Genomic DNA, 20,841 nt, shown 5'->3' on the forward strand with positions numbered 1-20,841 from the left:
GACGGCATATGCCGGTCGACCGAGCCGAAGGAGGATGAGCCGTGCAGGGGTTGATTCTGCAACTGACCCGGGCGGGTTTCCTCCTCCTGTTGTGGTTGTTCGTGTGGTCCGTGCTGCGCAGTCTGCGGTCGGACATCTATGCGGGGACTGCTCGACCGTTGCCTCGGTATTCGCCGAAGCAGTCGATGCTCCCGTCGCTGGGCCGCAACAAGACCGCCAAATATCTCGTGGTGACCCACGGTGCGCTCGCAGGCACCCGGATCACCCTGGGCACCCAGCCCGTCCTCATCGGCCGCGCCGACGACTCGACGCTGGTGCTGACCGACGACTACGCCTCGACCCGGCACGCCCGGTTGTCGCCGCGGGGATCCGACTGGTACGTCGAAGACCTCGGGTCGACCAACGGCACGTATCTGGATCGTGCGAAAGTCACCACCGCTGTCCGCGTCCCTCTCGGTACGCCTGTCCGAGTGGGTAAAACCGTGATCGAGCTCCGCCCGTGACCCTTGTATTGCGTTATGCCGCCCGCAGCGACCGCGGCCTCGTCCGATCGAACAACGAGGATTCCGTCTACGCCGGCGCACGTCTGCTCGCGCTTGCCGACGGTATGGGCGGGCATGCGGCCGGTGAGGTCGCCTCCCAGCTGATGATCGCCGCGCTCGCGCATCTCGACGACGACGAGCCCGGTGGTGACCTCCTCGGAAAGCTCGATTCCGCAGTCCGTGAAGGCAACGCCTCTATCGCCGATCAGGTGGACGAGGAACCCGAACTCGACGGGATGGGCACCACCCTCACGGCCATCCTGTTCGCCGGAAGCAAGCTCGGACTCGCGCACATCGGCGACTCCCGCGCCTATCTGCTGCGCGACGACCAGCTCACCCAGATCACCCGTGACGACACGTTCGTGCAGTCGCTGGTGGACGAGGGTCGTATCACTGCCGAGCAGGCCCACACCCATCCCCAGCGTTCGCTCATCATGCGCGCCCTGACCGGCGCCGAGGTCGAGCCGACGCTGACCGTCCGCGAAGCGCGGGCCGGCGACCGCTACCTGATCTGCTCGGACGGCCTGTCGGATGTCGTGAGCGACGAGACGATCGCCAACACGATGCGCGAGGGCACCCACGACGAGTGCGCCGACCGGCTCATCGAACTGGCGTTGCGCAGCGGTGGCCCCGACAACGTCACCGTGGTCGTCGCCGACGTGATCGACCTCGACTACGGGCAGAGCAAGCCGATTGTCGCCGGCGCCGCGTCGGGCGACAACGACGAGGACACTCCCCCTCCGAACACCGCTGCCGGACGCGCCGCCGCGATGCGCCCGCCGCGCGCCGCTCCGAAGCGTGTGATCGTCCAGGCGCCCGAGACGCCCCCGAAGAAGCGCAGCCGACTGTGGTGGCCCGTCGTCATCCTCGCGCTGGTCGCGCTCCTCGCGGTCGGCTTGGTCGTCGGCCGCCAACTCGTCCGCAACAACTACTACGTGGGCGACAACAGCGGAGCGGTGACCGTCCTGCGCGGCCTGCCCGGAAACGTCTTCGGGTATTCGCTGCAGGAAGCCGCCCTCGTCGGATGCCTCACCGACGACGGCACGCTGACCCTCACCGCACCCGGTGATGCGCAGTGCCGGGTCATGCTCGTCGACGATCTGTGGCCTGCCGCGCGTGAACAGGTTCGCGCGGGCTTGCCGTCGGGCTCGCTCGAGGACACGAGCGCTCAGATGGAACGTCTCGCCGAGATGGATCTGCTGCCCGTGTGCTCCGTCGAGGAAGCACCCCCGACCGAGCCCACTCCGGCACCGCCGGCGACTCCGGCACCCGGAACGGACGGCACTGCCGCGCCCGGCGTTCCTCCCGCCGAAGCTTCTGCGCCGGCACCACCGGCACCCGGGGTCGACGGTCAGCCGCTCCCCGCGCCCGAGACGACAGCGCCCGAGGTACCGGCGGCACCTCCTGCGCCGCCCCAGATACCCGGCCAGAACTGCAGGGTGGGCGCCTGATGTCGGTGACCCATGGCGCGGGGGCCTTCCCAAGTCCCCCGGGTGGCTTCGCTCCGGCACCGGTTCAGTCGACAGGTCGTAATACCGAACTTCTCCTGATCCTGGGTGCCATCGGCATCACCACGGTGTCGCTGATACTCGTCGAGGCGAGCCTCGAGCAGACGATCACCCCGGATCTCCTGAAGTACGGCGTGACGTACGCGGCGCTGTTCCTCGTCGCGCATCTCGCCGTGCGCCGGTTCGCCAAGTACGCCGACCCGTTCCTGCTGCCGATCGTGGCGTTGCTCAACGGACTGGGCCTGGTGCTCATCCACCGGCTCGACCTCGCCGACCAGGAGAACGCGCGCTACATGGGGGTGGAAGCGCCGTCACCCGATGCCACCCAGCAGGTGCTGTGGACCGCGCTCGGAATCGTGCTGTTCATCGCGGTCCTCGTGTTCCTGCACGACTACCGTCTGCTCGCGCGGTACAGCTACACCCTCGGCCTGATCGGACTGGTCGCGCTCGCGATTCCGGCGCTGCTGCCGTCCCGGTTCTCCGAGGTCAACGGCGCGAAGATCTGGATCAAGCTGCCCGGATTCAGCATTCAGCCGGGTGAGTTCGCCAAGATCCTGCTGATCATCTTCTTCGCGTCGGTGCTCGTCGCGAAACGCGATCTGTTCACCACCGCCGGCAAGCATTTCCTCGGCATGGACTTTCCCCGGGCTCGTGATCTCGGCCCGATCCTCGCGGCCTGGGTTCTCTCCATCGGTGTGATGGTGTTCGAGAAGGACCTCGGTACGTCGCTGCTGCTGTTCACCACCGTTCTCGTGATGCTGTACATCGCGACCGAACGCGTCGGCTGGCTGGTGATCGGCTTCTCGCTGCTCGCGGTCGGGTTCTATTTCGCGTACCAGATGTTCGGCCACGTCCGGGTACGCGTCGAGACGTGGCTCGACCCATTCGCCGATTACAACAACACCGGCTACCAGATCTCCCAGTCGCTGTTCGGTCTCGCGACCGGCGGTGTCGCGGGTACCGGTCTCGGAAGCGGACGGCCGATCCAGGTGCCGTTCGCGAAAACCGACTTCATCGTCGCCACCATCGGTGAGGAACTCGGGCTCATCGGGCTCGCCGCCATCCTGCTGCTGTTCCTGATTCTGGTCATCCGGGGCCTTCGCACCGCCCTGGCGATCCGTGACAGCTTCGGCAAGCTCCTCGCCGCCGGCCTGTCGTTCACCCTGGCGGTCCAGCTCTTCGTGGTGGTCGGAGGCGTGACGAAGTTGATCCCCCTGACGGGCCTGACCACACCGTTCGTGTCGTACGGCGGTTCGTCTCTGCTCGCCAACTATCTACTCCTGGCACTGCTGATGAAGATCTCCCATGCTGCCCGCGAGCCTGTGGTTCCGCGGAAGAAGGCCACGCCGATCGCGGACGCGCCGACGGAAATGTTGGGGCGCGAATGAACGGTCCGCTTCGTAAGGTTGCGATGGCGGTGATGTTCATGGTCGTCGCTCTTCTCGCCAACGCCACGTATGTGCAGGTCATCAAGGCCGATGACCTGCGCACCGATCCGCGCAACTCCCGCGTGCTGATCGACGAGTACTCCCGTCAGCGCGGTCAGATCGCCGCGGCGGGACAGGCTCTGGCCGTCTCGATCCCGACCGACAGCCGCTACAAGTACCTGCGTGAATACCCGGCACCGCCGAATCAGCCCATGAGCCCGCTCGCCTACGCGCCTGTCACCGGCTTCTACTCGATGCAGTACGGCAGCACCGGACTCGAGCGCTCCGAGGATGCGCTGCTCAACGGGTCCGACAACCTGCTGTTCGGTCAGCGACTGTTCGATCTGGTCTCCGGACGCAATCCCCGTGGCGGCAACGTCGTCACGACGATCGACCCCGTCATGCAGCAGGTCGCCTACGACGAACTGACGAGCAGGGGCTACACCGGTTCGGTCGTCGCGATCGAACCCAGCACGGGCCGGATCCTGACCATGGTGAGCACGCCCAGTTACAACCCCAACCGTCTCTCCGGACACGACGGGGCTGCGACGTCGGCGGCGTGGGACGAACTCAACGCCGATCCCGACAAGCCGATGCTCAACCGCGCGATCTCGCAGACCTATCCGCCGGGTTCGACCTTCAAGGTCGTCGTCACGGCCGCGGCCCTCGAGTCCGGCGTCACCCCGGACACCCAGCTCACCGCTGCCCCGAACATCACCCTGCCCGACACGGCGACCACCCTCGAGAACTACGGTGGTGCCGCGTGCGGTGGCGCACCTACGGTGACGCTGCGTGAGGCGTTCGCACGCTCGTGCAATACCGCCTTCGTCGAAATGGGCATCGCCACCGGGCGGGAAGCCCTCGTCGACCAGGCCGAAGCGCTGGGAATCGACGAAAACATGGAAGTGCCACTGCCGGTCGCGCCCAGCACCATCGGGCCCATCCCGGACGGGGCCGCTCTGGGCCAGACGAGCATCGGGCAGCGCGACGTGGCGCTCACCCCGCTCGAGAACGCGTCGATCGCCGCGACCATCGCCAACGGTGGTGTCCGGATGGAGCCGTATCTCGTTGAGCGTCTGCAGGGCCCCGATCTCGCGGTGCTCGAGGAGACCACACCGGAGTCGCTCGGCCAGGCCATTGCGCCGGAGGTCGCCGCGACCCTCACCGACCTGATGGTGGGTGCCGAGGACTTCGCCGGAGGCCAGGGCATCCCCGGTGTGAAGATCGCGTCGAAGACCGGGACCGCGGAGCACGGCAGCGATCCTCGCAACACCCCGCCGCACACGTGGTACATCGCGTTTGCGCCGGCGCAACAACCCACTATCGCCATCGCGGTGATCGTGGAGGACGGTGGCGACCGTGCACTCGCCGCGACCGGCGGCTCAGTGGCCGCGCCCATCGGACGAGCCGTGATCTCGGCCGGGTTACAGGGAGGCTGACATGGCTTTGAGCAACGGCGCCATGATCGCCGACAGATATCGACTCCAGCGCCTCATCGCGACCGGCGGCATGGGACAGGTGTGGGAGGGACTCGACACCCGGCTCGACCGGCGCGTCGCGGTCAAGGTGCTCAAGGCCGAACTCTCGGGCGACGAGGACTTCCTCGCGCGCTTCCGGTTCGAGGCGCGCACCACCGCACAGCTGAACCACCCGGGCATCGCCGGGGTGTTCGACTACGGCGAGACCACCGACACCGAAGGCCAGTCCATCGCCTACCTGGTGATGGAACTGGTCCACGGCGAACCGCTCAACGCGGTGCTTTCGCGGGTGGGCCGGCTTTCGCTTCCCCACGCCCTGGACATGCTCGAGCAGACCGGGCGTGCGCTGCAGGCCGCGCACAATGCCGGTGTCGTGCACCGCGACGTCAAGCCCGGGAACATCCTCATCACGCCCACGGGGCAGGTGAAGATCACGGACTTCGGCATCGCGAAGGCCGTCGACGCGTCTCCGGTCACCCGCACCGGCATGGTGATGGGAACCGCCCAGTACATCGCCCCGGAGCAGGCTCTCGGGCAGGAGGCGACCTCCGCGAGTGACGTGTACTCGCTGGGCATCGTCGGCTACGAGGTGCTGTCGGGTCGCCGCCCGTTCCTCGGCGACAGCGTGGTGACGGTCGCGATGAAGCACGTCCAGGAGACACCGGCTCCGCTGCCGAACGATCTCCCGGCCGAGGTGCGCGAACTCATCAGCATTGCGATCTCGAAGGACCCGCTCCAGCGCTATTCCAACGGCGGCGAGTTCGCGAACGCGGTGGCCGCGGTGCGCTCGGGCCGGGCTGCGCCTCCGCCCGGCAACGTGCCGCCGGTGACCAGCGCGAATCGCGTCCTGCCGCCCGGGGTTCCGGGCACCTCGGCGCCGACTGCCGCCACGCGCGCGCTCGATCCGAATCAGTACTACTCCCCGACCGCCTACACCCAGCCGCAGACCGGTGCGCTGCCCCCGACAGCGGGACAGCCGCCCGTCTCGGGACCGCCGACGACGGGTGGGCCGGCCGGCGACGGTGACGGCGGCAAACGCGGGCCGAGCCCGACTGCCTTGGCGTGGGCCGCGGGTGCGGCGATCCTGCTCGCCCTGGTGACGCTGGGGATCGTCTTGTTCGGCGGGGACGACGAGGGAACGCGAACACCCGGACCGTCGCCGACGACCCAGATCACGACGACCCGTCCCTCGACGACCACGACGACGCGGCCCCCTCGGACCACCACGATCACCCAGGAAACCGTGCCTGCCCCGGCCCCGGTCGAGACACCGACTTTCGACGCACCCACCACGACCGTCCCGCCGACCACCACGGTGCCGCCGACGACGGATGCTCCCACCACGACCGTCCCCACAACCACGAACGCGACAACCACACCCACCACGACCACGGTGACGGCGCCGGACGCCGGCGAGACCGACGGTGAGGCGGACGGAGACGCAGACGGCGGGGACCCAGATCCCGAAGCCAGCAACGGTACGAACAACGCACCGCCGGACACCCAAGGAACGTCATGACCACACCGCGCAAGCTCTCCTCTCGGTACGAGCTGGGTGAGATCCTCGGCTTCGGCGGCATGTCCGAGGTACACCTCGCGCGGGACACACGGCTCGGCCGGGACGTGGCGATCAAGGTTCTGCGTGCGGATCTCGCGCGCGATCCCACGTTCTATCTGCGTTTCCGTCGCGAAGCACAGAACGCCGCGGCGCTCAATCATCCCGCGATTGTCGCGGTCTACGACACCGGCGAGGCCGAGACCGATGCCGGGCCGCTGCCCTACATCGTCATGGAGTACGTCGAGGGCGACACCCTGCGCGACATCGTTCGCCGCGACGGCCCGATGGCACCCAAGCGCGCGATGGAGGTCATCGCCGACGTCTGCGCAGCGCTGGACTTCAGCCACCGCAACATGATCGTGCACCGGGACGTCAAGCCCGCGAACGTCATGATCAACAAGGCCGGGGCCGTGAAGGTCATGGACTTCGGCATCGCCCGTGCGTTGTCGGACGCCGCCAGCCCCATGACGCAGACCGCCGCCGTGATCGGTACGGCCCAGTACCTGTCGCCCGAGCAGGCGCGCGGCGAGCAGGTCGACGCGCGGTCGGACGTGTATTCCGTCGGCTGCGTGCTGTTCGAAATCCTCACCGGCGAACCGCCGTTCAAGGGCGACTCTCCCGTGGCGGTCGCATACCAGCACGTCCGGGAGGATCCGCCGCTGCCGTCGTCGGTGAATCCGTCGATTCCGCACGAGCTCGACTCGGTGATCCTGAAGGCGATGGCGAAGAATCCCGCCAACCGCTACCAGTCCGCAGCCGAGATGCGCAGCGACCTGATCCGGGTACTCAACGGTCAGCGACCCAGCGCTCCGATGGTGATGACCGACGAGGACCGCACCACCCTGCTCGACTCCGCGGATACGAATCCGGGACGGCACGCGCGAGTGGCGCCGGCCGCCCCGGCGGGTGCTGCGGGGAGCAGTGATTCCGGTGGAGGCGGCGGGTCGGTCACCAAGCGCGTGCTCCTCGGTCTCGTCGCGCTGGTGGTCGTGGGCATCGTGGGTGTGTTCCTGTGGTCGCTCGGTCCCGGTTCGACCGCCGCACAGGTGGCGGTCCCCGATGTCCGGAACCTGACCTCGGATGTGGCGGAGAACCAGCTGCAGGACGCCGGTTTCCGGGTGTCGATCCAGCAGAAGAACGATCCGGTGGTGGCACGTGGCAACGTCATCAACACCCGGCCCGTCTCGGGTACGCAGGTCGAAGAGGGATCGACCGTGACACTCGAGGTGTCGAGCGGGCCGGAGCAGGTGCAGATCCCCCGCCTCACCGGAATGTCACAGCAGCGGGCCGCGCAGGAGCTCGCCGCCGTGGGTCTGCGTCTCGGCTCGGACGTGCAGCGAGCGCCGTCGGACGCCGACGATGTGGATCTCGTGGTCGGACAGAGCCCGGCCGCGGGCGCGAGCATCGAGCGTGACGGCGAAGTCACCATCACGCTGGGAAGCGGACCGGAACAGGTTCGGGTGCCCAACGTGGTCGGTCAGGCCACCGCCGTGGCCACCGGCAACATCGAAGGTGCCGGCTTCGAGGTCGTCGTCGAGCAGGTCGACTCGAGCGAGCCGGACGGCACTGTGGTGTCGACGAGCCCCGCGGGCGGCGCGTCCGCAGCACAAGGGTCGACGGTGACGATCAAGGTCTCCAACGGTGACCGCGTCGAGATGCCGGTGGTCACCAACCGCTCGGTGTCGGAGGCGCTGTCGGCGCTGCGGAGCGCCGGGTGGACCGGCTCCGCGTCGGATCTCGTGCAGACTCGTGAAGCCACGCTGTCCCCGGACCTGGTGGGCACCGTGATCACCCAGGCGCAACCTCCGGGCTCGGAGATTTCCAAGACCCAGACGATCACGATCGGTGTGGGAGTTCTCGGTATCCGCTGATCGCTCCCGCCTGACGACGATGGTCCCGGACATCATGGCCGGGACCTTCGTCGTAGTGCGTGCGGGTCAGGCAGCGCCACCGTCGAGCGCGCGTGCCATTTCGGCCTCCAGCTGCGCGACGAGAGTCTCCTCCGGCGCCTCGCCGCACATCCCGAGCCAGTTCGCGAGCATCCGGTGACCACCTTGGGTGAGCACGGACTCGGGGTGGAACTGCACGCCGTGGATCGGCAACTCGGAGTGGCGCAACGCCATGATGACGCCGCTCTCGGTGTGACCGGTCGCCTCGAGCTCGGCTGGCATGGTTTCGGGAAGGACGGTCAGCGAGTGGTAGCGCGTGGCGGTGAAGGGACTGGGCAGGCCCGCGAGAACACCGGTGTCGTTGTGCCGCACGACGCTGGTCTTGCCGTGCAGCAGTTCAGGGGCCCGGTCGACCGTCGCGCCGAAGGCGACCCCGATCGACTGGTGTCCCAGACATACGCCGAGCAGCGGAGTGCTCGTGTCGGCGCACGCCTTGACGAGGTCGATGCTCACGCCCGCACGCTCGGGGGTGCCCGGTCCCGGGCTCAGCAGCACACCGTCGAAGTCCTGGGCGACACGGGCCAGGGCGCCGGGCGCGGTGAGCCGGTCGTCGTCGTTGCGCCACACGTCGGCCGTCGTGCCGAGCTGCCCGAGATACTGGACCAGATTGAAGACGAAGCTGTCGTAGTTGTCGACGACCAGGATGCGCATGCCACGAGAGTACCCACAGGTCAGCGGGCGGGCGCGCCCCCGGTATAGGCGGGAACGGACTTGTCGTCACCCGCGGTCTGCGTGTAGCCCAGCCCGTAGCGGGTCGCGTACTGCTTGTACAGCCGGATACCCGGTTCGGCCCCGAGGGCAGCCTCGAGACGCGAGCGGTCGCCGAGGGCGGTGATGACGTAGGGCGGGGAATACGTGCGGCCGTGGAGCAGCAGAGTGTTGCCGATACAGCGCGGCGCCGACGTCGCGACGATCCGCTGGTCCTGCATCGAGATGGCCTCGGCGCCGCCGGCCCACATCGCATTGAGCACGCTCTGGACGTCCTGCTGGTGCACCACGAGGTCGTCCGGCGACGCACCGGACGGATACTTACCGTCGGCGTCGCGCGACGCATCGGTGAGGGTCACCGTGATCCCCGGTCCGCGCAGAGCCGTCTGCCCCGCCGGATCCGCGACGGCGGAAAGTTCGTCGAGCACGGACGCGACGTCGCCGTCGGTCGCGGCGACGCGGGCCTGCACCTGCGCGACCTGCTGGGCGAGGTCGTCACGGGTGGTCGCGAGGTCGTCGGTTCCGGATTGTGCGGCCCGGACCAGATCGGACAGGCGCGGCGAGTCACCGACGCGGAGTTCGTTGCCGTCGGAGACGCCGCGGGTGGTACCGATCAACAGACCACCCACGAGGCACACGGCCAGGGTCGCGGAACCCCAGGCCACTCGACGCGGCCGCCACTCGGACACCTCACCCCTCCGTTCCGGCCTTACGTTAGCGTGAACAGGACAGCGTTAGCGTATACAGCACAGGTAGCTGCCCAACTTACTCCGCTCGTCCGGCACGGGCGGAGTCGCAAGAACGAGGACACGATGCCCAAGTCGAAGGTACGTAAGAAGGACGACAGCGCGGCCCCCAGGACGGTGAGCCGCACACCGGTGAAGGTGAAAGCTGCGCCGTCGAGCACCCTCTACGTGTCGGTGATGCTCGGCCTCATGATCATCGGTTTGCTGTGGCTGGTGGTGTATTACCTGGCCGCAGAACAGATTTCGTGGATGAATTCGCTGGGTGCCTACAACTTCCTCATCGGATTCGGGTTCATGGTGGCCGGGCTCGTCATGACGATGAGATGGCGCTGAAATCGCGCCTCGTTCTGTGGATTACATCTTTGTTATTCATCCCCACCTGGGGATAACCCTGTGTACAAAGCGATGTGAGGGCTGACGTGAGCGCCGAGAACACACCACGGTGGTCCACTCCGCCCGGCGCCGTCGTGGCCCTTGCTGCCGGAGGCGTCGCGCTCGCGGTGGCGGCTGCGACGGCGGTCGATGCGGCCGGACGTGTCCTCGTGGGGGTCGCGGCCGCACTGGTGCTCGCATTCGCTGCCTCCGCCTGGCGCCAGCGTCCCCGCCTCGAGGTTCTACCCGAATCCTCGGGACTCGCCGTGACCCGGCTGACGGGACGACGCGAGTACCCGGCCGCGGCGCTGCACCGCGTGCGACTCGTGGAGTATCCCCGCATGGGCAGGCGGGTGCCCATGCTGGAAATCGACACTATTGATCCTCGCGACGGCTCCGAGAGCCTGATGATCTTCGGTCGCTGGGATCTGGGAGCCGACCCCCGCGAGGTGCACGAAGCACTCGGCGCGCGGGGGCTGGCACCCGATCACAAGCCCAGCTGAGCCCGTAAGCGAAGAACCGCGACCACGACCACCGCCACGACGAGGATGGCGACCGCACCGAGTGCGACCCATCCCGTGCGAGTCGCCCGCGCGCGATCGTTGCCCGCACGGAGCGATTGCGGCCCGTACAGCAGTGCCGCGGTGGCGGCCGCACCTGCCACCAGCCCGCCGAGATGTCCCCACAGGGAGATCCCCGGGATCGTGATGCTGATGACCACATTCAGCGCGACGACCGCCAGCACCGGAGCGGGACTGCGGCGGAGCCTCATGAGGATCACCGCTTGGGCGCCGAGCAATCCGAAGACCGCACCGGACGCGCCGGCCGTGACGGCCCCCGTCTGCAGGAGCATCACCGCGGCGGAACCGCCGAGGATCGAGATCACGTACACCGACAGGTAACGGGCGCGGCCGAGAACCAACTCGGTGTCGCGGCCGATGATCCAGAGCGCGAACATGTTGATCGCGAGATGCATCAGGCCGAAGTGCAGGAATCCGCTGCCGATAATCCGGATGTAGTCACCGTTGGCGGCGATCGCCGGCGGCCACAGAGCCCAGTCGAGAAACAGCGGTGACGACCGCTCGTTGTTCATCACGCTGCCGGACTGTGCGGCCGTGACGAGGAAGACCAGGACGTTCAGCGCGATGAGCGTGTACGTCACGATCGGGGTCGTCTTCGCCGAACGTGCGGGCGCACCCGCGATGGTCCGGGCCTGCGGGGTGGACCGGGCGGCCTCGGCGACACAGTCCACGCAGTGCTGGCCGACCGCGGCCGGACGCAGGCACTCGGGACAGTACGGACGCCCGCATCGAGTGCAGGTGAGCAGAGTGGGGCGATCGGGGTGGCGGACGCACCTCGGCTGGGGCTGCCGGCCACCACCCTCGGCCGCAGGACCCCAGCCGGGGTTCGTCATGGCACTTCTCTCAGGAGATGGTGATGCTGTTGATGACGACCTCGTCGACCGGACGGTCGGCGCGATCGGTGCTGGTCGTGGCGATCTCGTCGACGACCTTCTTCGAGTCGGCGTCCACGACCTCACCGAAGATCGTGTGGCGACGGTTGAGGTGCGGCGTCGGGCCGACGGTGATGAAGAACTGCGAGCCGTTGGTGCCCGGGCCCGCGTTTGCCATGGCGAGCAGGTAGCCGCGGTCGAACTGCAGTTCGGGGTGGAACTCGTCACCGAACTGGTAGCCCGGGCCGCCGCGACCGGTGCCGGTGGGGTCGCCGCCCTGGATCATGAAGCCGTCGATCACGCGGTGGAACACCGAACCGTCGTAGAACGGTCCGCTGGACTCGCCCTTCGCGTTCGCGGACTTGTATTCCTTGGTGCCGGTGGCGAGTCCGACGAAGTTTTCCACGGTCTTCGGGGCATGGTTGCCGAAGAGCGCGATCACGATGTCTCCGCGGTTGGTGTGGAGGGTGGCGGTTGCTGTCTGATTCGGTGACGTCATTCCCCTATGGTGCCATTCCTGGCTTCGGGGCCTACGCGGTCCTTCCCCTGTCGGCACCGCACGACAGACGGGAACACGTGCTGCGGTATGGAAGAGTGGGACGTATGACGAAGGTGAGCGACTCCAGCACCCGCAGCGGTTCCCTCCCCGACCTCGTATATCCCCTGGCACAGACGGGAAGCCTGAGCGACGCCCTGCATGTCGCCGGCGAGGGCGCGGTCACCCTGGCGCAGGGATCCGCGGCGGCAGGCCTCGTGCTCTCCCGCCAAGGGCTGGAACTGACGAAGAATGCCGTCGAGCGGGTGCAGGATGCACGTCGGGACAAGGCCGCGCTCGACGCCGCACCTCGTCGGCGCACAGCGCCCCGCCCGGGACGCAAGGCACTCGTCACGACGGGCGCGCTCGCCGCGGTCGTGCTCGGCGCACTCGCGTTGTACCGGAGTCGGCGGCCGGCGCACCCGCCGATCGCGCCGGAACCCCCGCGCGTACGTCCGGCGGCAGGTGACACAACTCCCGCCACCGACTGATCCTGCCGGCGAGCGCATCTCGAACGAGTGAGCGCTCGGAGACCCGCACTCGTGCGGGGCCCGGCTCACCGGTGGGCGGGCATCCCCGGGACAGGGGGCATCCCCGGGACAATGGGATCCGGCACGGCGGGCGAGTCGGCCGGCATGCCACCGTATTCGCGTTCGGCGCTGCGTATCTCGTGATCGACGATGCGGCACGAGACGAAGTACAGAAGCACGACGAGTGCGAGAAGAACGGGTACGGACGCAAGTAGGGCCATGGTCGCCTCCAGTTCGATCCGAAGATCGACGAGGGTTGACGGGCGGACGCGTCGGCGGTGACTACTCGAGAGTAGGCCTGTATCGCGCACCCGGCATCTCGAGACACCGCAGCCCCGGGTGATCTGTTTCACACCTGCGGTGCACGTCCTGCGATTACTCACCGGTATCGGTCCGTCCAATCCTGTGACGTGCGACACAGAAGGGTGAATACTCGCCGGTAGGCAAGCCCTTCTGGAGGCAGACATGGCAGAAACGCGCGTCACCGAACAGCAAGCCCGTGAGGTCGCCGAAGAAGCACGAGAAGCGGACTGGACGAAACCGTCGTTCGCCAAACACCTCTTCCTCGGCAGGTTCACCCTCGATCTCGTCCATCCCTTCCCCCGTCCCACACCCGACGAAGACGCCCGCACCGAAAAATTCCTCACCTCGCTGCGGAACTTGTGCCGGGACATGAGCGGCCCGACCATCGAGCGCGAGGCACGCATTCCCGACGACTACATCCGCGGGTTGGCGGAACTCGGGTGCTTCGGCATGAAGATCCCCGAGGAGTACGGCGGCCTGGGCCTGTCGCAGGTCGCCTATAACCGGGCGCTCATGCTCGTCGCGTGCGTACACCCCAGCCTGGGAGCGTTGCTCTCGGCACACCAGTCGATCGGTGTACCCGAACCGCTGAAACTGGCGGGCACCCCGGAGCAGAAGAAGCGGTTCCTGCCGCGCTGCGCGCGCGGCGCGATCTCGGCGTTCCTGCTGACCGAACCGGATGTCGGTTCCGACCCCGCACGACTCGCCACGAGTGCGGTTCCGGTCGAGGACGGCCGGGCGTACGAACTCGACGGCGTGAAACTGTGGACGACCAACGGTGTGGTCGCCGAGTTGCTCGTGGTCATGGCGCGGGTCCCCAAGAGCGACGGGCATCGCGGCGGTATCTCCGCGTTCGTCGTCGAAGCCGATTCGCCCGGCATCACCGTCGAACGCCGCAATTCCTTCATGGGCCTGCGAGGCATCGAGAACGGCCTGACCCGCATGAACAAGGTGCGCGTGCCCGCCGAGAACCTCGTCGGACGCGAAGGTGACGGCCTCAAGATCGCCCTCACGACACTCAACGCCGGACGGCTTGCCATCCCGGCGATGTGCGCCGGAGCCGGCAAGTGGGCGCTCAAGATCGCCCGCGAGTGGTCGGAAGCCCGGGTGCAGTGGGGCAAAGCACTCGGCGAACACGAGGCGGTGGCCGCCAAGATCTCGTTCATCGCGGCGACCTCCTACGCACTCGAGTCCGTGGTCGAACTGTCCGGCCAGATGAACGACGAGGAGCGCAACGACATTCGCATCGAGGCCGCGCTCGCGAAGTTGTGGGCCAGCGAGATGGGCTGCGCCATCGCCGACGAGTTGATCCAGATCCGCGGGGGCCGCGGCTACGAGACAGCCGAGTCGCTCGCCGCACGCGGTGAAAGAGCCGTGCCCGCAGAACAACTCGTCCGGGACCTGCGCATCAACCGCATCTTCGAGGGCTCGAGCGAGATCATGCGGCTACTGGTGGCCCGAGAGGCAGTCGACGCACATCTCCGTGCCGCCGGCGACCTGATCGACCCGAAGGCGTCTCTCGAGACCAAGGCGCGCGCCGCGGCGAAGGCGAGCGGCTTCTACGCCAAGTGGCTGCCCTCGCTGGTGGCAGGAAAGGGCCGCCTTCCCGGAGCTTTCACCGAATTCGGCATCCTCGCACCACATCTCCGGTTCGTCGAACGTAGCTCGCGCAAACTCGCCAGGTCGACGTTCTACGGCATGGCCCGGTGGCAGGGCGGTCTCGAGAAGCGTCAGAACTTCCTCGGCCGCATCGTCGACATCGGTGCCGAACTGTTCGCGATGTCGGCCAGTTGTGTGCGCGCCGAACGTCAACGCGCCGACGGCCATCCGGGTGCCGATGCCGCATACGAACTCGCCGACGCCTTCTGCCGGCAGTCCCGGCTACGGGTAGAGGCGCTGTTCGACGGATTGTGGAGCAACACCGACGATTCCGACCGGAAGCTCACCCGCGGTGTCCTCGACGGTCGCTACAGCTGGCTCGAGAACGGCATCCTGGATGCGAGTGAAGGAACAGGCCCGTGGATCGCGGAATGGACACCGGGCCCGTCCACGGAAGAGAACGTGGCTCGCCGGATCATCGACACCAGAAACGTCGTGTAGGCGCAGAACCACAACGGCCCCCCCCCGGGGGGCGGGGGGGGGCGGGGGGTGGGGGGGGGGGGCGGCGGGGACCCCCCCCCGGGCCCGCCCGGGGCGGGGGGGGGGGGCCGTTGCGTTCGGGGTCGCGTCAGAAGGCGCCGCAGTTGGACGGCGCGGGTGCGTCACGCAGACGCGCGTCGAGGTACTGGACCGCGTTGGGCAGTCCCGTGAGCAGCGGTACAGCGTGGTTGATCACGAAGCCCGGCAGGATCGGCGGCGTGAGGTTCGCGTCGAACTGGACGGTGGCGCCGTTGTCGCACCAGTCCAGCGCAAGCTGGCGACCCTGCCCGTAGGGAACCGTGTCGTCCTGCGTGCCGTGCTGGAGGAGCACCGGGATCTGCGGGGTCAGGCGGCCGATGCGCTGCTCGTCGATCGCTTTCTGGACCTGGGGAAGCCGGCCGACCACCACGTCGAGCGGTTCACCGGTGCGCGTGAAGTCTTCGGTCCGCTGGAACGCAACAGTGGCAACGGTTTCCGGAACACACTGGTTCGCCACCGCGGCGAGCATGGCGCGGCCGCGGTCGTTGATCTCGGCCTCGACCTCGGAGCGAATCTCGGGGTACGCCTCGATCAGCCCGTTGATCGTGTAGCCCACGGCGCCGGTGAGGAGCGTGCCGTCGATCTGCTTCAGCGTGGCCAGCAGATCGGCGGGAGGGGCACCGACGTAGGCGCCCTTGAGATTCAGTTCGGGGGCGTACGTGGGAGCGAGTTCGGCTGCGGCCCCGCTCGCACCGCCACCCTGGGAGTATCCGTACAGCCCGACGGGGCTGTCGGGGGTAAGGCTCGTTCCGGGAAGATTCAGCGCCGCCCGGACCGAATCCAGCACCGCGTACGCCTCGGCGGCCCGGTTCACGTACGTGTGGTGCCCGGGAGTCCCGAGTCCGTCGTAGTCGGTCACCACCACCGCGATGCCCTGGAGCAGCAACGCATTGATCGACAGCAATTCGTACTCGGTGAACAGATCGAGCGGCGGGTTGTACTGCACCAGCGCACCGAGATTGCGCGACGGAGCGCACTGGTCGCCCTGTCCGTGCGTGCCGACCGCCACTGCGACGAGGGGGCGAGGTCCCTCACCGTTCCACACGGTCGACGGCTCGAGGTACGTGCCGCTCACCGCGTTGGGTGCGCCCTTCGCGTTGTTCGAGCGGTACAGCAACCGCGTCCCCTGCGCGGGGAACACACCGTCCCCGGTCGGAACCCGGATGGCAAGATCGGACGGTTCGCTCCGGAGGATGTCTCCCGGGCTTCCCCCCTGCTCCAGCGCGGGCGGCGTGTAGAAGTCGCCCTCGGCGTGTGCCGTCGCCGGCGCCGCCAGAAGTCCCCCCACGAGCGCTGCGGATGTCAACGCCGCTGCCGCCCACTTCCGGGTCCTGCTCGTTCCCATATTTCCTCCACCACATCCCGGACCTAGGCGTGCCTTCGGTCACATGGTACGGACTGTAACACGTACATTACCGACCGGTAAGGCGGTGTTCCTACACAGGACATGAGGTGAGACGGCCCCGGAAACCTCGGTCGCGGAACCCTGGCGCGCGCTCGGTTCGGCCCGCAGGAAGGGATGACAGTTGCGCGACGACCGGTATGTGGTATGTCCTGATCATGACGATCGGGGTCGCGGCGCGGCACAACCACACGGAGTGGTGCCGGTAGCAAGATGGACCCGGATCGACAGACGAGGGGAGAGTCATGGCAATCGGGGTGGGGCTCCGAATCGGAAGGGTCGTGTCCACAGCGGTGGTCGCGTCCAACGAACCCGGCACTCCCGACCCGGTGGTCATCGCCCGCGACACCGTTCTCCATATCGGCCGGGACGACTCGACCTTTCTCGGTGGCTCCGCGCGGGCCGACGACGAGGTCCGGACGCTCAGCGGTTTCCTCTCCCGCGTAGGTGACCCCGCAGGACTCTCGGCGAGCGACGGGCGCGTCTACCGCGCGGAGGACGCCATGGCGACGGCCATCCACTGCCTGCTCACCGAGTGCCATCCCCTGCCGACGTTCGGCGGTATGGACAGGGACAGCGACCCCGGATACACCGCCACCTACCCCTCCCACTGGGACCCCGCGACCGTCGCAACCCTCCGATCCGCGCTCGACTTCGCCGATCTCCGGCACGTCGATCTGGTGTCGGACGCGCAGGCTGCGGCCACCTGGTATGCCTCCGAGATCTCGGAAACGCCCGGTCAGCTCGTCGGGGTCTATCACGTCGACGACGTGGGTTCGACTGTGACGCTGGTGCGCTCGGGTGTCCCCGTCGGCAAGGCATTCCGGGTTCCCGTCAAGAACGCACCGTCACCCGCAGCCCAACTCGCGTCGGCACTCGGTTCGTTCGGATGGTTGTCGGACAATCTCGACGCCGTGGTCGTCATGGGTGACGGACTCGTCGCGCGTGATCGCTCGCATATCCAGGAGATCGCCAACAGCCTCGCGACCAAGCTGATGGTGCGTAGTCTCGTCGGACCGGGGCCCGAGCAGACCGCGGCGCTCGGCGCGGCGATTCTCGCCGCTGGTTTCACTCCGGCGCGCGAGACGAAGAAGACCCGGATCGGTCTGCCGCCCTCCTACGATGAAACGGACGTGCTCACCGGTGGCCTCGCACGTCTGAAAGCCATCGAGGATCTGTACGAGACGGAGAACTCCGCCGCTGCGGTCGCGGTGACGGTAGAACCGGACACCGCAACCCGCCAACCTCCCCAGCCGGTGCGAAGCCAGGCCGACACCGTGCGGATAGCCGCTGTCGTGCTGCTGGCGGTGCTGGTCGTCGTCGTCGCCGTCGCAATCCTGATCTGAACCCGCGCGGAATCCCGATCACGGTCGGGATCTAGCGAGGACTTCCGTCTCCCCCGTCGGCGATCGACGCCAGTTCGGCCGCGTCCTCCGCACCGAACTTCTCCTCGAGCGATTCCGGTGAGTAATCGAGATCGATCTCCTCCACCGGGCGACCGCGAGCAGATTCGATGGCGCCCAGACGCCGCTCGGCCCGGTCGGCGGCGTAGGAGACGAATTCGTCGGGATCCAGCCCGTACGGCTGCTCGTCGAACTGATCGTTGACCCACCCGATCATGCCGAGTGCCATCGGAAGCAACTCGTTCATACGCTGTTGCACCACAGCCCAATTCGAGTCGTCTGCCGCGACGTGCCGCCGGCAGGTGAAGGTGCCCCACGCCATGTGCCGGCGCTCGTCGTCACCGATACGCCGGACCAGTTCCTGCATTCCGGGAAGGATGCCGCGCGTCGTGCAGACCTTCTGCCACGCGTAGTAACCGGTGAGCGCGAGGCTCCCCTCGATCACATGGTTGTAGGTGACGCTCGCGCGTACCTGGTTGGCCGGCGACGGATCGGACTCGAGCAGTCGCAGCGAGTTCGGCAATTCGTCGTAGAAGAGCTGCCGGTAGAACGGATTGTCGGCCACATAGGGGTGGAGGTCGGAGGTGAGCCCCACCGAGTCCATCCACAGCCGGAACACCTGAAGATGCTTGGCCTCCTCGAAACAGAACTGCGTCAGATACATCTCGTCGCCGATCCGCCCCTCGGCCTCCATCGCGCGCACGAACGGCTGGATGTCCTGGGTGACGGCTTCTTCTCCCGCGGCGAACTGCGCGACGAGGAACGTGGAACTGCGGCGCTGCTCGGAGGTGAGCGCCTGCCAGTCGGCGGCGTCGCGCGAAAAATCGAGATCCGCGGGATCCCAGAATTTCGCGTTGCCCTTCGCGAAGAGTCGGAGCGGGAAGGCGTCCCAGTTGAGGCCGCCTCCCCGCAGCGACGCGAACCCGAGACGTGTCTGTGTGCTTCCGGTCACACCCCGAGGGTAACCCCACCCCGGGCGTCCCGGAAGCATTCGTCACCGGCACGTCCGGCGCGAGTTCACCCGGCCAGGAGCGTGTCTCCCGGATAGCCCTCCGGACCGAAGCCGGGTGGAACGACGAACACCGCTGATCCGACGGGGGTGATCCACGGATTGAGCGCATCGTGCTCGGCGAGGCGCTGCTGTACGGGGACGAACTGACGGTCCACGTCGACCTGGTACGCCGCGAACAACAGCCCTGCACCGTCGTCGTCGTAGTTGTATCCCCGACGCAGGAATTGCTCGTCGGCGGTCCGTGGCCGCGCCCTCGCCACGTGTGACTCCGGTGGGATCACCGGAATCCCGTACCGGTCAGTAGCCTCGAAATCGGCGTCGTCATGCTCCTCGGTGCCGGTGAGAGGTGCACCGTTCGACAGGGTCCGGCCCACCGCGAGCTCTCGTGCGGGCCGGTCGAGTTCGTCCCACGTGTCGAGTTCCATCCGGATCCGGCGAAACACGAGCGACGTTCCGTCGCGCAGCCATTCCGGTTCACCGGGGTTCCACACCTGCCGCCCGAAGTCCGGGCTGCCGGGCGCCGGATTGACGGTGCCGTCTACCTGGCCCATCAGATTCCTCATCGTCATCCCGTCGGGCCTGGTGCCCACGGCATGCCGGAATCCCCGCTGTACCCAGCGCACGGTGGTCAGCGATCGCACGTTCTTGGTCAAGGTGCGCGTGGCGTGGGAAACCACCACGGGATCGTCGGCACACACCTGCAGCACCAGGTCGCCACCCGACCACCGGTCTTCGAGGCGATCCACCGCGAACTCGGGAAGGGGACGTAACCACGCCGGACGCCGGTCGGCCAGTCCCGCGGCGTCGAACACCGCCGGTCCGAATCCCACGGTGATCGTGAGCCGAGCCGGATCCACCGCGAGTTCCGGTTCGGTGTCCCCCAGCGCGGGCCGTCCGGCAGCGAGGCGCCGTATGTCCTCCGCCCACACCTTCATGATTCCGGCCAGGCCCGCACGGTCGACACCGCTCGCGAGATCGAGTGCGGCGAACGAGGCGAACGCCTGCGGCGGTGTATCGATCCCGGCTTGGTGACGGCCGTGGGGGTCGATTGTGGCCGCACCCATCCGCTCGGGCGTCCGGGATGCCACGGCCGCGCCACCACCGACCGCCGCGAGACCCGCAGCCCCTACGGCTGCCAGACCGCCACCGAGTAGATGACGGCGGCTGAGCTCAGCCACCGTGACCCGCCCCGGTTGTCGCCGGCTCGTACTCCTCCTGTGCCCCTGCGAAGTCGCGGACCTGCGCGGTGAAGTCCTTCACGGATCCGTCCTCGAATTCCAGGGAGAAGGTGACGTCACTGCCGGGCCTGATCGGTTCGACGATGTCCATGAGCATCAGGTGGTCGCCGCCGGGAGCGAGGCTGTGGGTGCTTCCGGCTCCGATCACGAGGCCGTCGGCCATTTCGCGCATCACCATCGCGCTTCCCCCGTCCGGGGCCATCTCGTGCAATTCGGTACGGCTCGCGCTCGGGCTCGATACTGCGACCACATGCAGGTCCGTATCGGCCGTGTTGGACAACTCGGCAAAGGCGCCGGTCATGCCCGCGTCGGCGGCCTTGACCCAGGCATCGGACACCGTCAGCGCCTCGGCGGCAGTGGGCGGCGCATCGGTCGATCCGCAGGCGGTGAGCACGGCCAGAGCAGCGGCAACTCCCGCAACGGCCACGGTACGAACAGTTTTTTTCGTCATCGGTAACTCCAGGAAAGTAGGTTGACGCGCGAGGGCGCCGACCGCCGT

20 protein-coding genes are annotated in these 20,841 nt (G+C 67.7%); 11 read left to right on the forward strand and 9 right to left on the reverse strand.

Features of this window, described 5'->3' with window-relative positions; translation table 11 throughout:
• Positions 1–41: 41 nt before the first annotated feature.
• Genes TVH25_RS02250 through pknB form a run of 6 tightly spaced genes read left to right on the forward strand, consistent with a single transcriptional unit; the run spans position 42 to position 8,384 of the window.
• Positions 42–503 (forward strand): FHA domain-containing protein FhaB/FipA, encoded by a 462-nt coding sequence (locus TVH25_RS02250; RefSeq protein WP_169620870.1) that lies wholly within the window; start codon positions 42–44, stop codon positions 501–503.
• Positions 500–1,993 (forward strand): protein phosphatase 2C domain-containing protein, encoded by a 1,494-nt coding sequence (locus TVH25_RS02255; protein ID WP_169652294.1) that lies wholly within the window; start codon positions 500–502, stop codon positions 1,991–1,993. The genes TVH25_RS02250 and TVH25_RS02255 overlap by 4 nt, the downstream gene beginning before the upstream one ends.
• On the forward strand, positions 1,993–3,438 hold the full coding sequence (locus TVH25_RS02260; RefSeq protein ID WP_169652295.1) for an FtsW/RodA/SpoVE family cell cycle protein: 1,446 nt from the start codon (positions 1,993–1,995) through the stop codon (positions 3,436–3,438). The genes TVH25_RS02255 and TVH25_RS02260 overlap by 1 nt, the downstream gene beginning before the upstream one ends.
• Positions 3,435–4,916 (forward strand): peptidoglycan D,D-transpeptidase FtsI family protein, encoded by a 1,482-nt coding sequence (locus TVH25_RS02265; protein ID WP_296551347.1) that lies wholly within the window; start codon positions 3,435–3,437, stop codon positions 4,914–4,916. Before TVH25_RS02260 ends, TVH25_RS02265 begins: the two co-directional genes overlap by 4 nt.
• 1 nt (position 4,917) lies before the next feature.
• On the forward strand, positions 4,918–6,474 hold the full coding sequence (locus TVH25_RS02270) for a serine/threonine-protein kinase (protein ID WP_169620874.1): 1,557 nt from the start codon (positions 4,918–4,920) through the stop codon (positions 6,472–6,474).
• The gene (gene pknB, locus TVH25_RS02275; protein WP_169620875.1) at positions 6,471–8,384 is read left to right on the forward strand and encodes a Stk1 family PASTA domain-containing Ser/Thr kinase; all 1,914 of its coding nucleotides are present in this window, start codon (positions 6,471–6,473) and stop codon (positions 8,382–8,384) included. The genes TVH25_RS02270 and pknB overlap by 4 nt, the downstream gene beginning before the upstream one ends.
• A 66-nt stretch (positions 8,385–8,450) precedes the next feature.
• Here the strand turns inward: pknB and TVH25_RS02280 are convergent, their stop codons facing one another.
• Positions 8,451–9,113, reverse strand: a complete 663-nt coding sequence (locus TVH25_RS02280; RefSeq protein ID WP_169620876.1) for an aminodeoxychorismate/anthranilate synthase component II — start codon at positions 9,111–9,113, stop codon at positions 8,451–8,453.
• 20 nt (positions 9,114–9,133) lie between these two features.
• Positions 9,134–9,859: a DUF881 domain-containing protein gene (locus tag TVH25_RS02285; protein ID WP_169620877.1), complete on the reverse strand. Its 726-nt coding sequence runs from the start codon at positions 9,857–9,859 to the stop codon at positions 9,134–9,136.
• Positions 9,860–9,982: 123 nt separating this feature from the next.
• Between TVH25_RS02285 and crgA the strand changes: the two genes are divergently transcribed.
• On the forward strand, positions 9,983–10,249 hold the full coding sequence (gene crgA, locus TVH25_RS02290; RefSeq protein ID WP_169620878.1) for a cell division protein CrgA: 267 nt from the start codon (positions 9,983–9,985) through the stop codon (positions 10,247–10,249).
• Positions 10,250–10,335: 86 nt separating this feature from the next.
• Positions 10,336–10,791, forward strand: a complete 456-nt coding sequence (locus TVH25_RS02295) for a PH domain-containing protein (RefSeq protein WP_169620879.1) — start codon at positions 10,336–10,338, stop codon at positions 10,789–10,791.
• Here the strand turns inward: TVH25_RS02295 and TVH25_RS02300 are convergent.
• Together TVH25_RS02300 and TVH25_RS02305 are read right to left on the reverse strand one after the other, a co-directional pair.
• Positions 10,776–11,702 carry a rhomboid family intramembrane serine protease gene (locus tag TVH25_RS02300; protein ID WP_169620880.1) on the reverse strand — a complete coding sequence of 309 codons (927 nt, stop codon included), beginning with the start codon at positions 11,700–11,702 and terminating at the stop codon, positions 10,776–10,778. The genes TVH25_RS02295 and TVH25_RS02300 overlap by 16 nt on opposite strands.
• A gap of 10 nt (positions 11,703–11,712) precedes the next feature.
• Positions 11,713–12,240, reverse strand: a complete 528-nt coding sequence (locus tag TVH25_RS02305) for a peptidylprolyl isomerase (protein ID WP_169620881.1) — start codon at positions 12,238–12,240, stop codon at positions 11,713–11,715.
• A 104-nt stretch (positions 12,241–12,344) separates the two neighbouring features.
• On the opposite strand from TVH25_RS02305, the gene TVH25_RS02310 reads away from it, so the two are divergent.
• A complete protein-coding gene (locus TVH25_RS02310; protein ID WP_378527206.1) occupies positions 12,345–12,767 on the forward strand; it encodes a hypothetical protein in 423 nt (140 codons plus the stop codon).
• A gap of 65 nt (positions 12,768–12,832) precedes the next feature.
• On the opposite strand, the gene TVH25_RS02315 is transcribed toward TVH25_RS02310, so the two are convergent.
• On the reverse strand, positions 12,833–13,027 hold the full coding sequence (locus TVH25_RS02315; protein WP_422423267.1) for a hypothetical protein: 195 nt from the start codon (positions 13,025–13,027) through the stop codon (positions 12,833–12,835).
• Between the two features lie 244 nt (positions 13,028–13,271).
• On the opposite strand from TVH25_RS02315, the gene TVH25_RS02320 reads away from it, so the two are divergent.
• Positions 13,272–15,209 (forward strand): acyl-CoA dehydrogenase family protein, encoded by a 1,938-nt coding sequence (locus TVH25_RS02320; RefSeq protein WP_169620884.1) that lies wholly within the window; start codon positions 13,272–13,274, stop codon positions 15,207–15,209.
• Positions 15,210–15,336: 127 nt separating this feature from the next.
• Here TVH25_RS02320 and TVH25_RS02325 read toward each other — a convergent pair whose 3' ends face one another.
• Complete coding sequence (locus TVH25_RS02325) at positions 15,337–16,632, reverse strand: lipase family protein (protein ID WP_296551342.1); 1,296 nt, start codon at positions 16,630–16,632, stop codon at positions 15,337–15,339.
• Positions 16,633–16,934: 302 nt separating this feature from the next.
• Here TVH25_RS02325 and TVH25_RS02330 point away from each other — a divergent pair, with 302 nt between their 5' ends.
• Positions 16,935–18,035, forward strand: a complete 1,101-nt coding sequence (locus TVH25_RS02330) for a hypothetical protein (protein ID WP_422423268.1) — start codon at positions 16,935–16,937, stop codon at positions 18,033–18,035.
• A gap of 31 nt (positions 18,036–18,066) precedes the next feature.
• Here the strand turns inward: TVH25_RS02330 and TVH25_RS02335 are convergent, their stop codons facing one another.
• The 3 genes from TVH25_RS02335 to TVH25_RS02345 are packed head-to-tail and all read right to left on the reverse strand — an operon-like array spanning position 18,067 to position 20,793.
• A complete protein-coding gene (locus TVH25_RS02335) occupies positions 18,067–19,083 on the reverse strand; it encodes a R2-like ligand-binding oxidase (protein ID WP_422423269.1) in 1,017 nt (338 codons plus the stop codon).
• Positions 19,084–19,109: 26 nt separating this feature from the next.
• Positions 19,110–20,282, reverse strand: coding sequence for a Dyp-type peroxidase (locus TVH25_RS02340; RefSeq protein ID WP_422423270.1), 1,173 nt, complete (start codon positions 20,280–20,282; stop codon positions 19,110–19,112).
• Complete coding sequence (locus tag TVH25_RS02345) at positions 20,275–20,793, reverse strand: copper chaperone PCu(A)C (protein ID WP_422423271.1); 519 nt, start codon at positions 20,791–20,793, stop codon at positions 20,275–20,277. The genes TVH25_RS02340 and TVH25_RS02345 overlap by 8 nt, the downstream gene beginning before the upstream one ends.
• Positions 20,794–20,841 lie beyond the last annotated feature (48 nt).

This window comes from Rhodococcus sp. 7Tela_A2 (genome assembly GCF_049311045.1).
GTDB lineage: Bacteria > Actinomycetota > Actinomycetes > Mycobacteriales > Mycobacteriaceae > Rhodococcus.

Coding starts and splice junctions, on each gene's coding strand:
- TVH25_RS02260 (WP_169652295.1), top strand. CDS start 1,993: ATGTCGGTGACCCATGGCGCGGGGGCCTTCCCAAGTCCCCCGGGTGGC.
- TVH25_RS02265 (WP_296551347.1), top strand. CDS start 3,435: ATGAACGGTCCGCTTCGTAAGGTTGCGATGGCGGTGATGTTCATGGTC.
- TVH25_RS02270 (WP_169620874.1), top strand. CDS start 4,918: ATGGCTTTGAGCAACGGCGCCATGATCGCCGACAGATATCGACTCCAG.
- pknB (WP_169620875.1), top strand. CDS start 6,471: ATGACCACACCGCGCAAGCTCTCCTCTCGGTACGAGCTGGGTGAGATC.
- TVH25_RS02280 (WP_169620876.1), bottom strand. CDS start 9,113: ATGCGCATCCTGGTCGTCGACAACTACGACAGCTTCGTCTTCAATCTG.
- crgA (WP_169620878.1), top strand. CDS start 9,983: ATGCCCAAGTCGAAGGTACGTAAGAAGGACGACAGCGCGGCCCCCAGG.
- TVH25_RS02300 (WP_169620880.1), bottom strand. CDS start 11,702: ATGACGAACCCCGGCTGGGGTCCTGCGGCCGAGGGTGGTGGCCGGCAG.
- TVH25_RS02305 (WP_169620881.1), bottom strand. CDS start 12,240: ATGACGTCACCGAATCAGACAGCAACCGCCACCCTCCACACCAACCGC.
- TVH25_RS02310 (WP_378527206.1), top strand. CDS start 12,345: ATGACGAAGGTGAGCGACTCCAGCACCCGCAGCGGTTCCCTCCCCGAC.
- TVH25_RS02315 (WP_422423267.1), bottom strand. CDS start 13,027: ATGGCCCTACTTGCGTCCGTACCCGTTCTTCTCGCACTCGTCGTGCTT.
- TVH25_RS02320 (WP_169620884.1), top strand. CDS start 13,272: ATGGCAGAAACGCGCGTCACCGAACAGCAAGCCCGTGAGGTCGCCGAA.
- TVH25_RS02325 (WP_296551342.1), bottom strand. CDS start 16,632: ATGGGAACGAGCAGGACCCGGAAGTGGGCGGCAGCGGCGTTGACATCC.
- TVH25_RS02330 (WP_422423268.1), top strand. CDS start 16,935: ATGGCAATCGGGGTGGGGCTCCGAATCGGAAGGGTCGTGTCCACAGCG.
- TVH25_RS02335 (WP_422423269.1), bottom strand. CDS start 19,083: ATGCTTCCGGGACGCCCGGGGTGGGGTTACCCTCGGGGTGTGACCGGA.
- TVH25_RS02345 (WP_422423271.1), bottom strand. CDS start 20,793: ATGACGAAAAAAACTGTTCGTACCGTGGCCGTTGCGGGAGTTGCCGCT.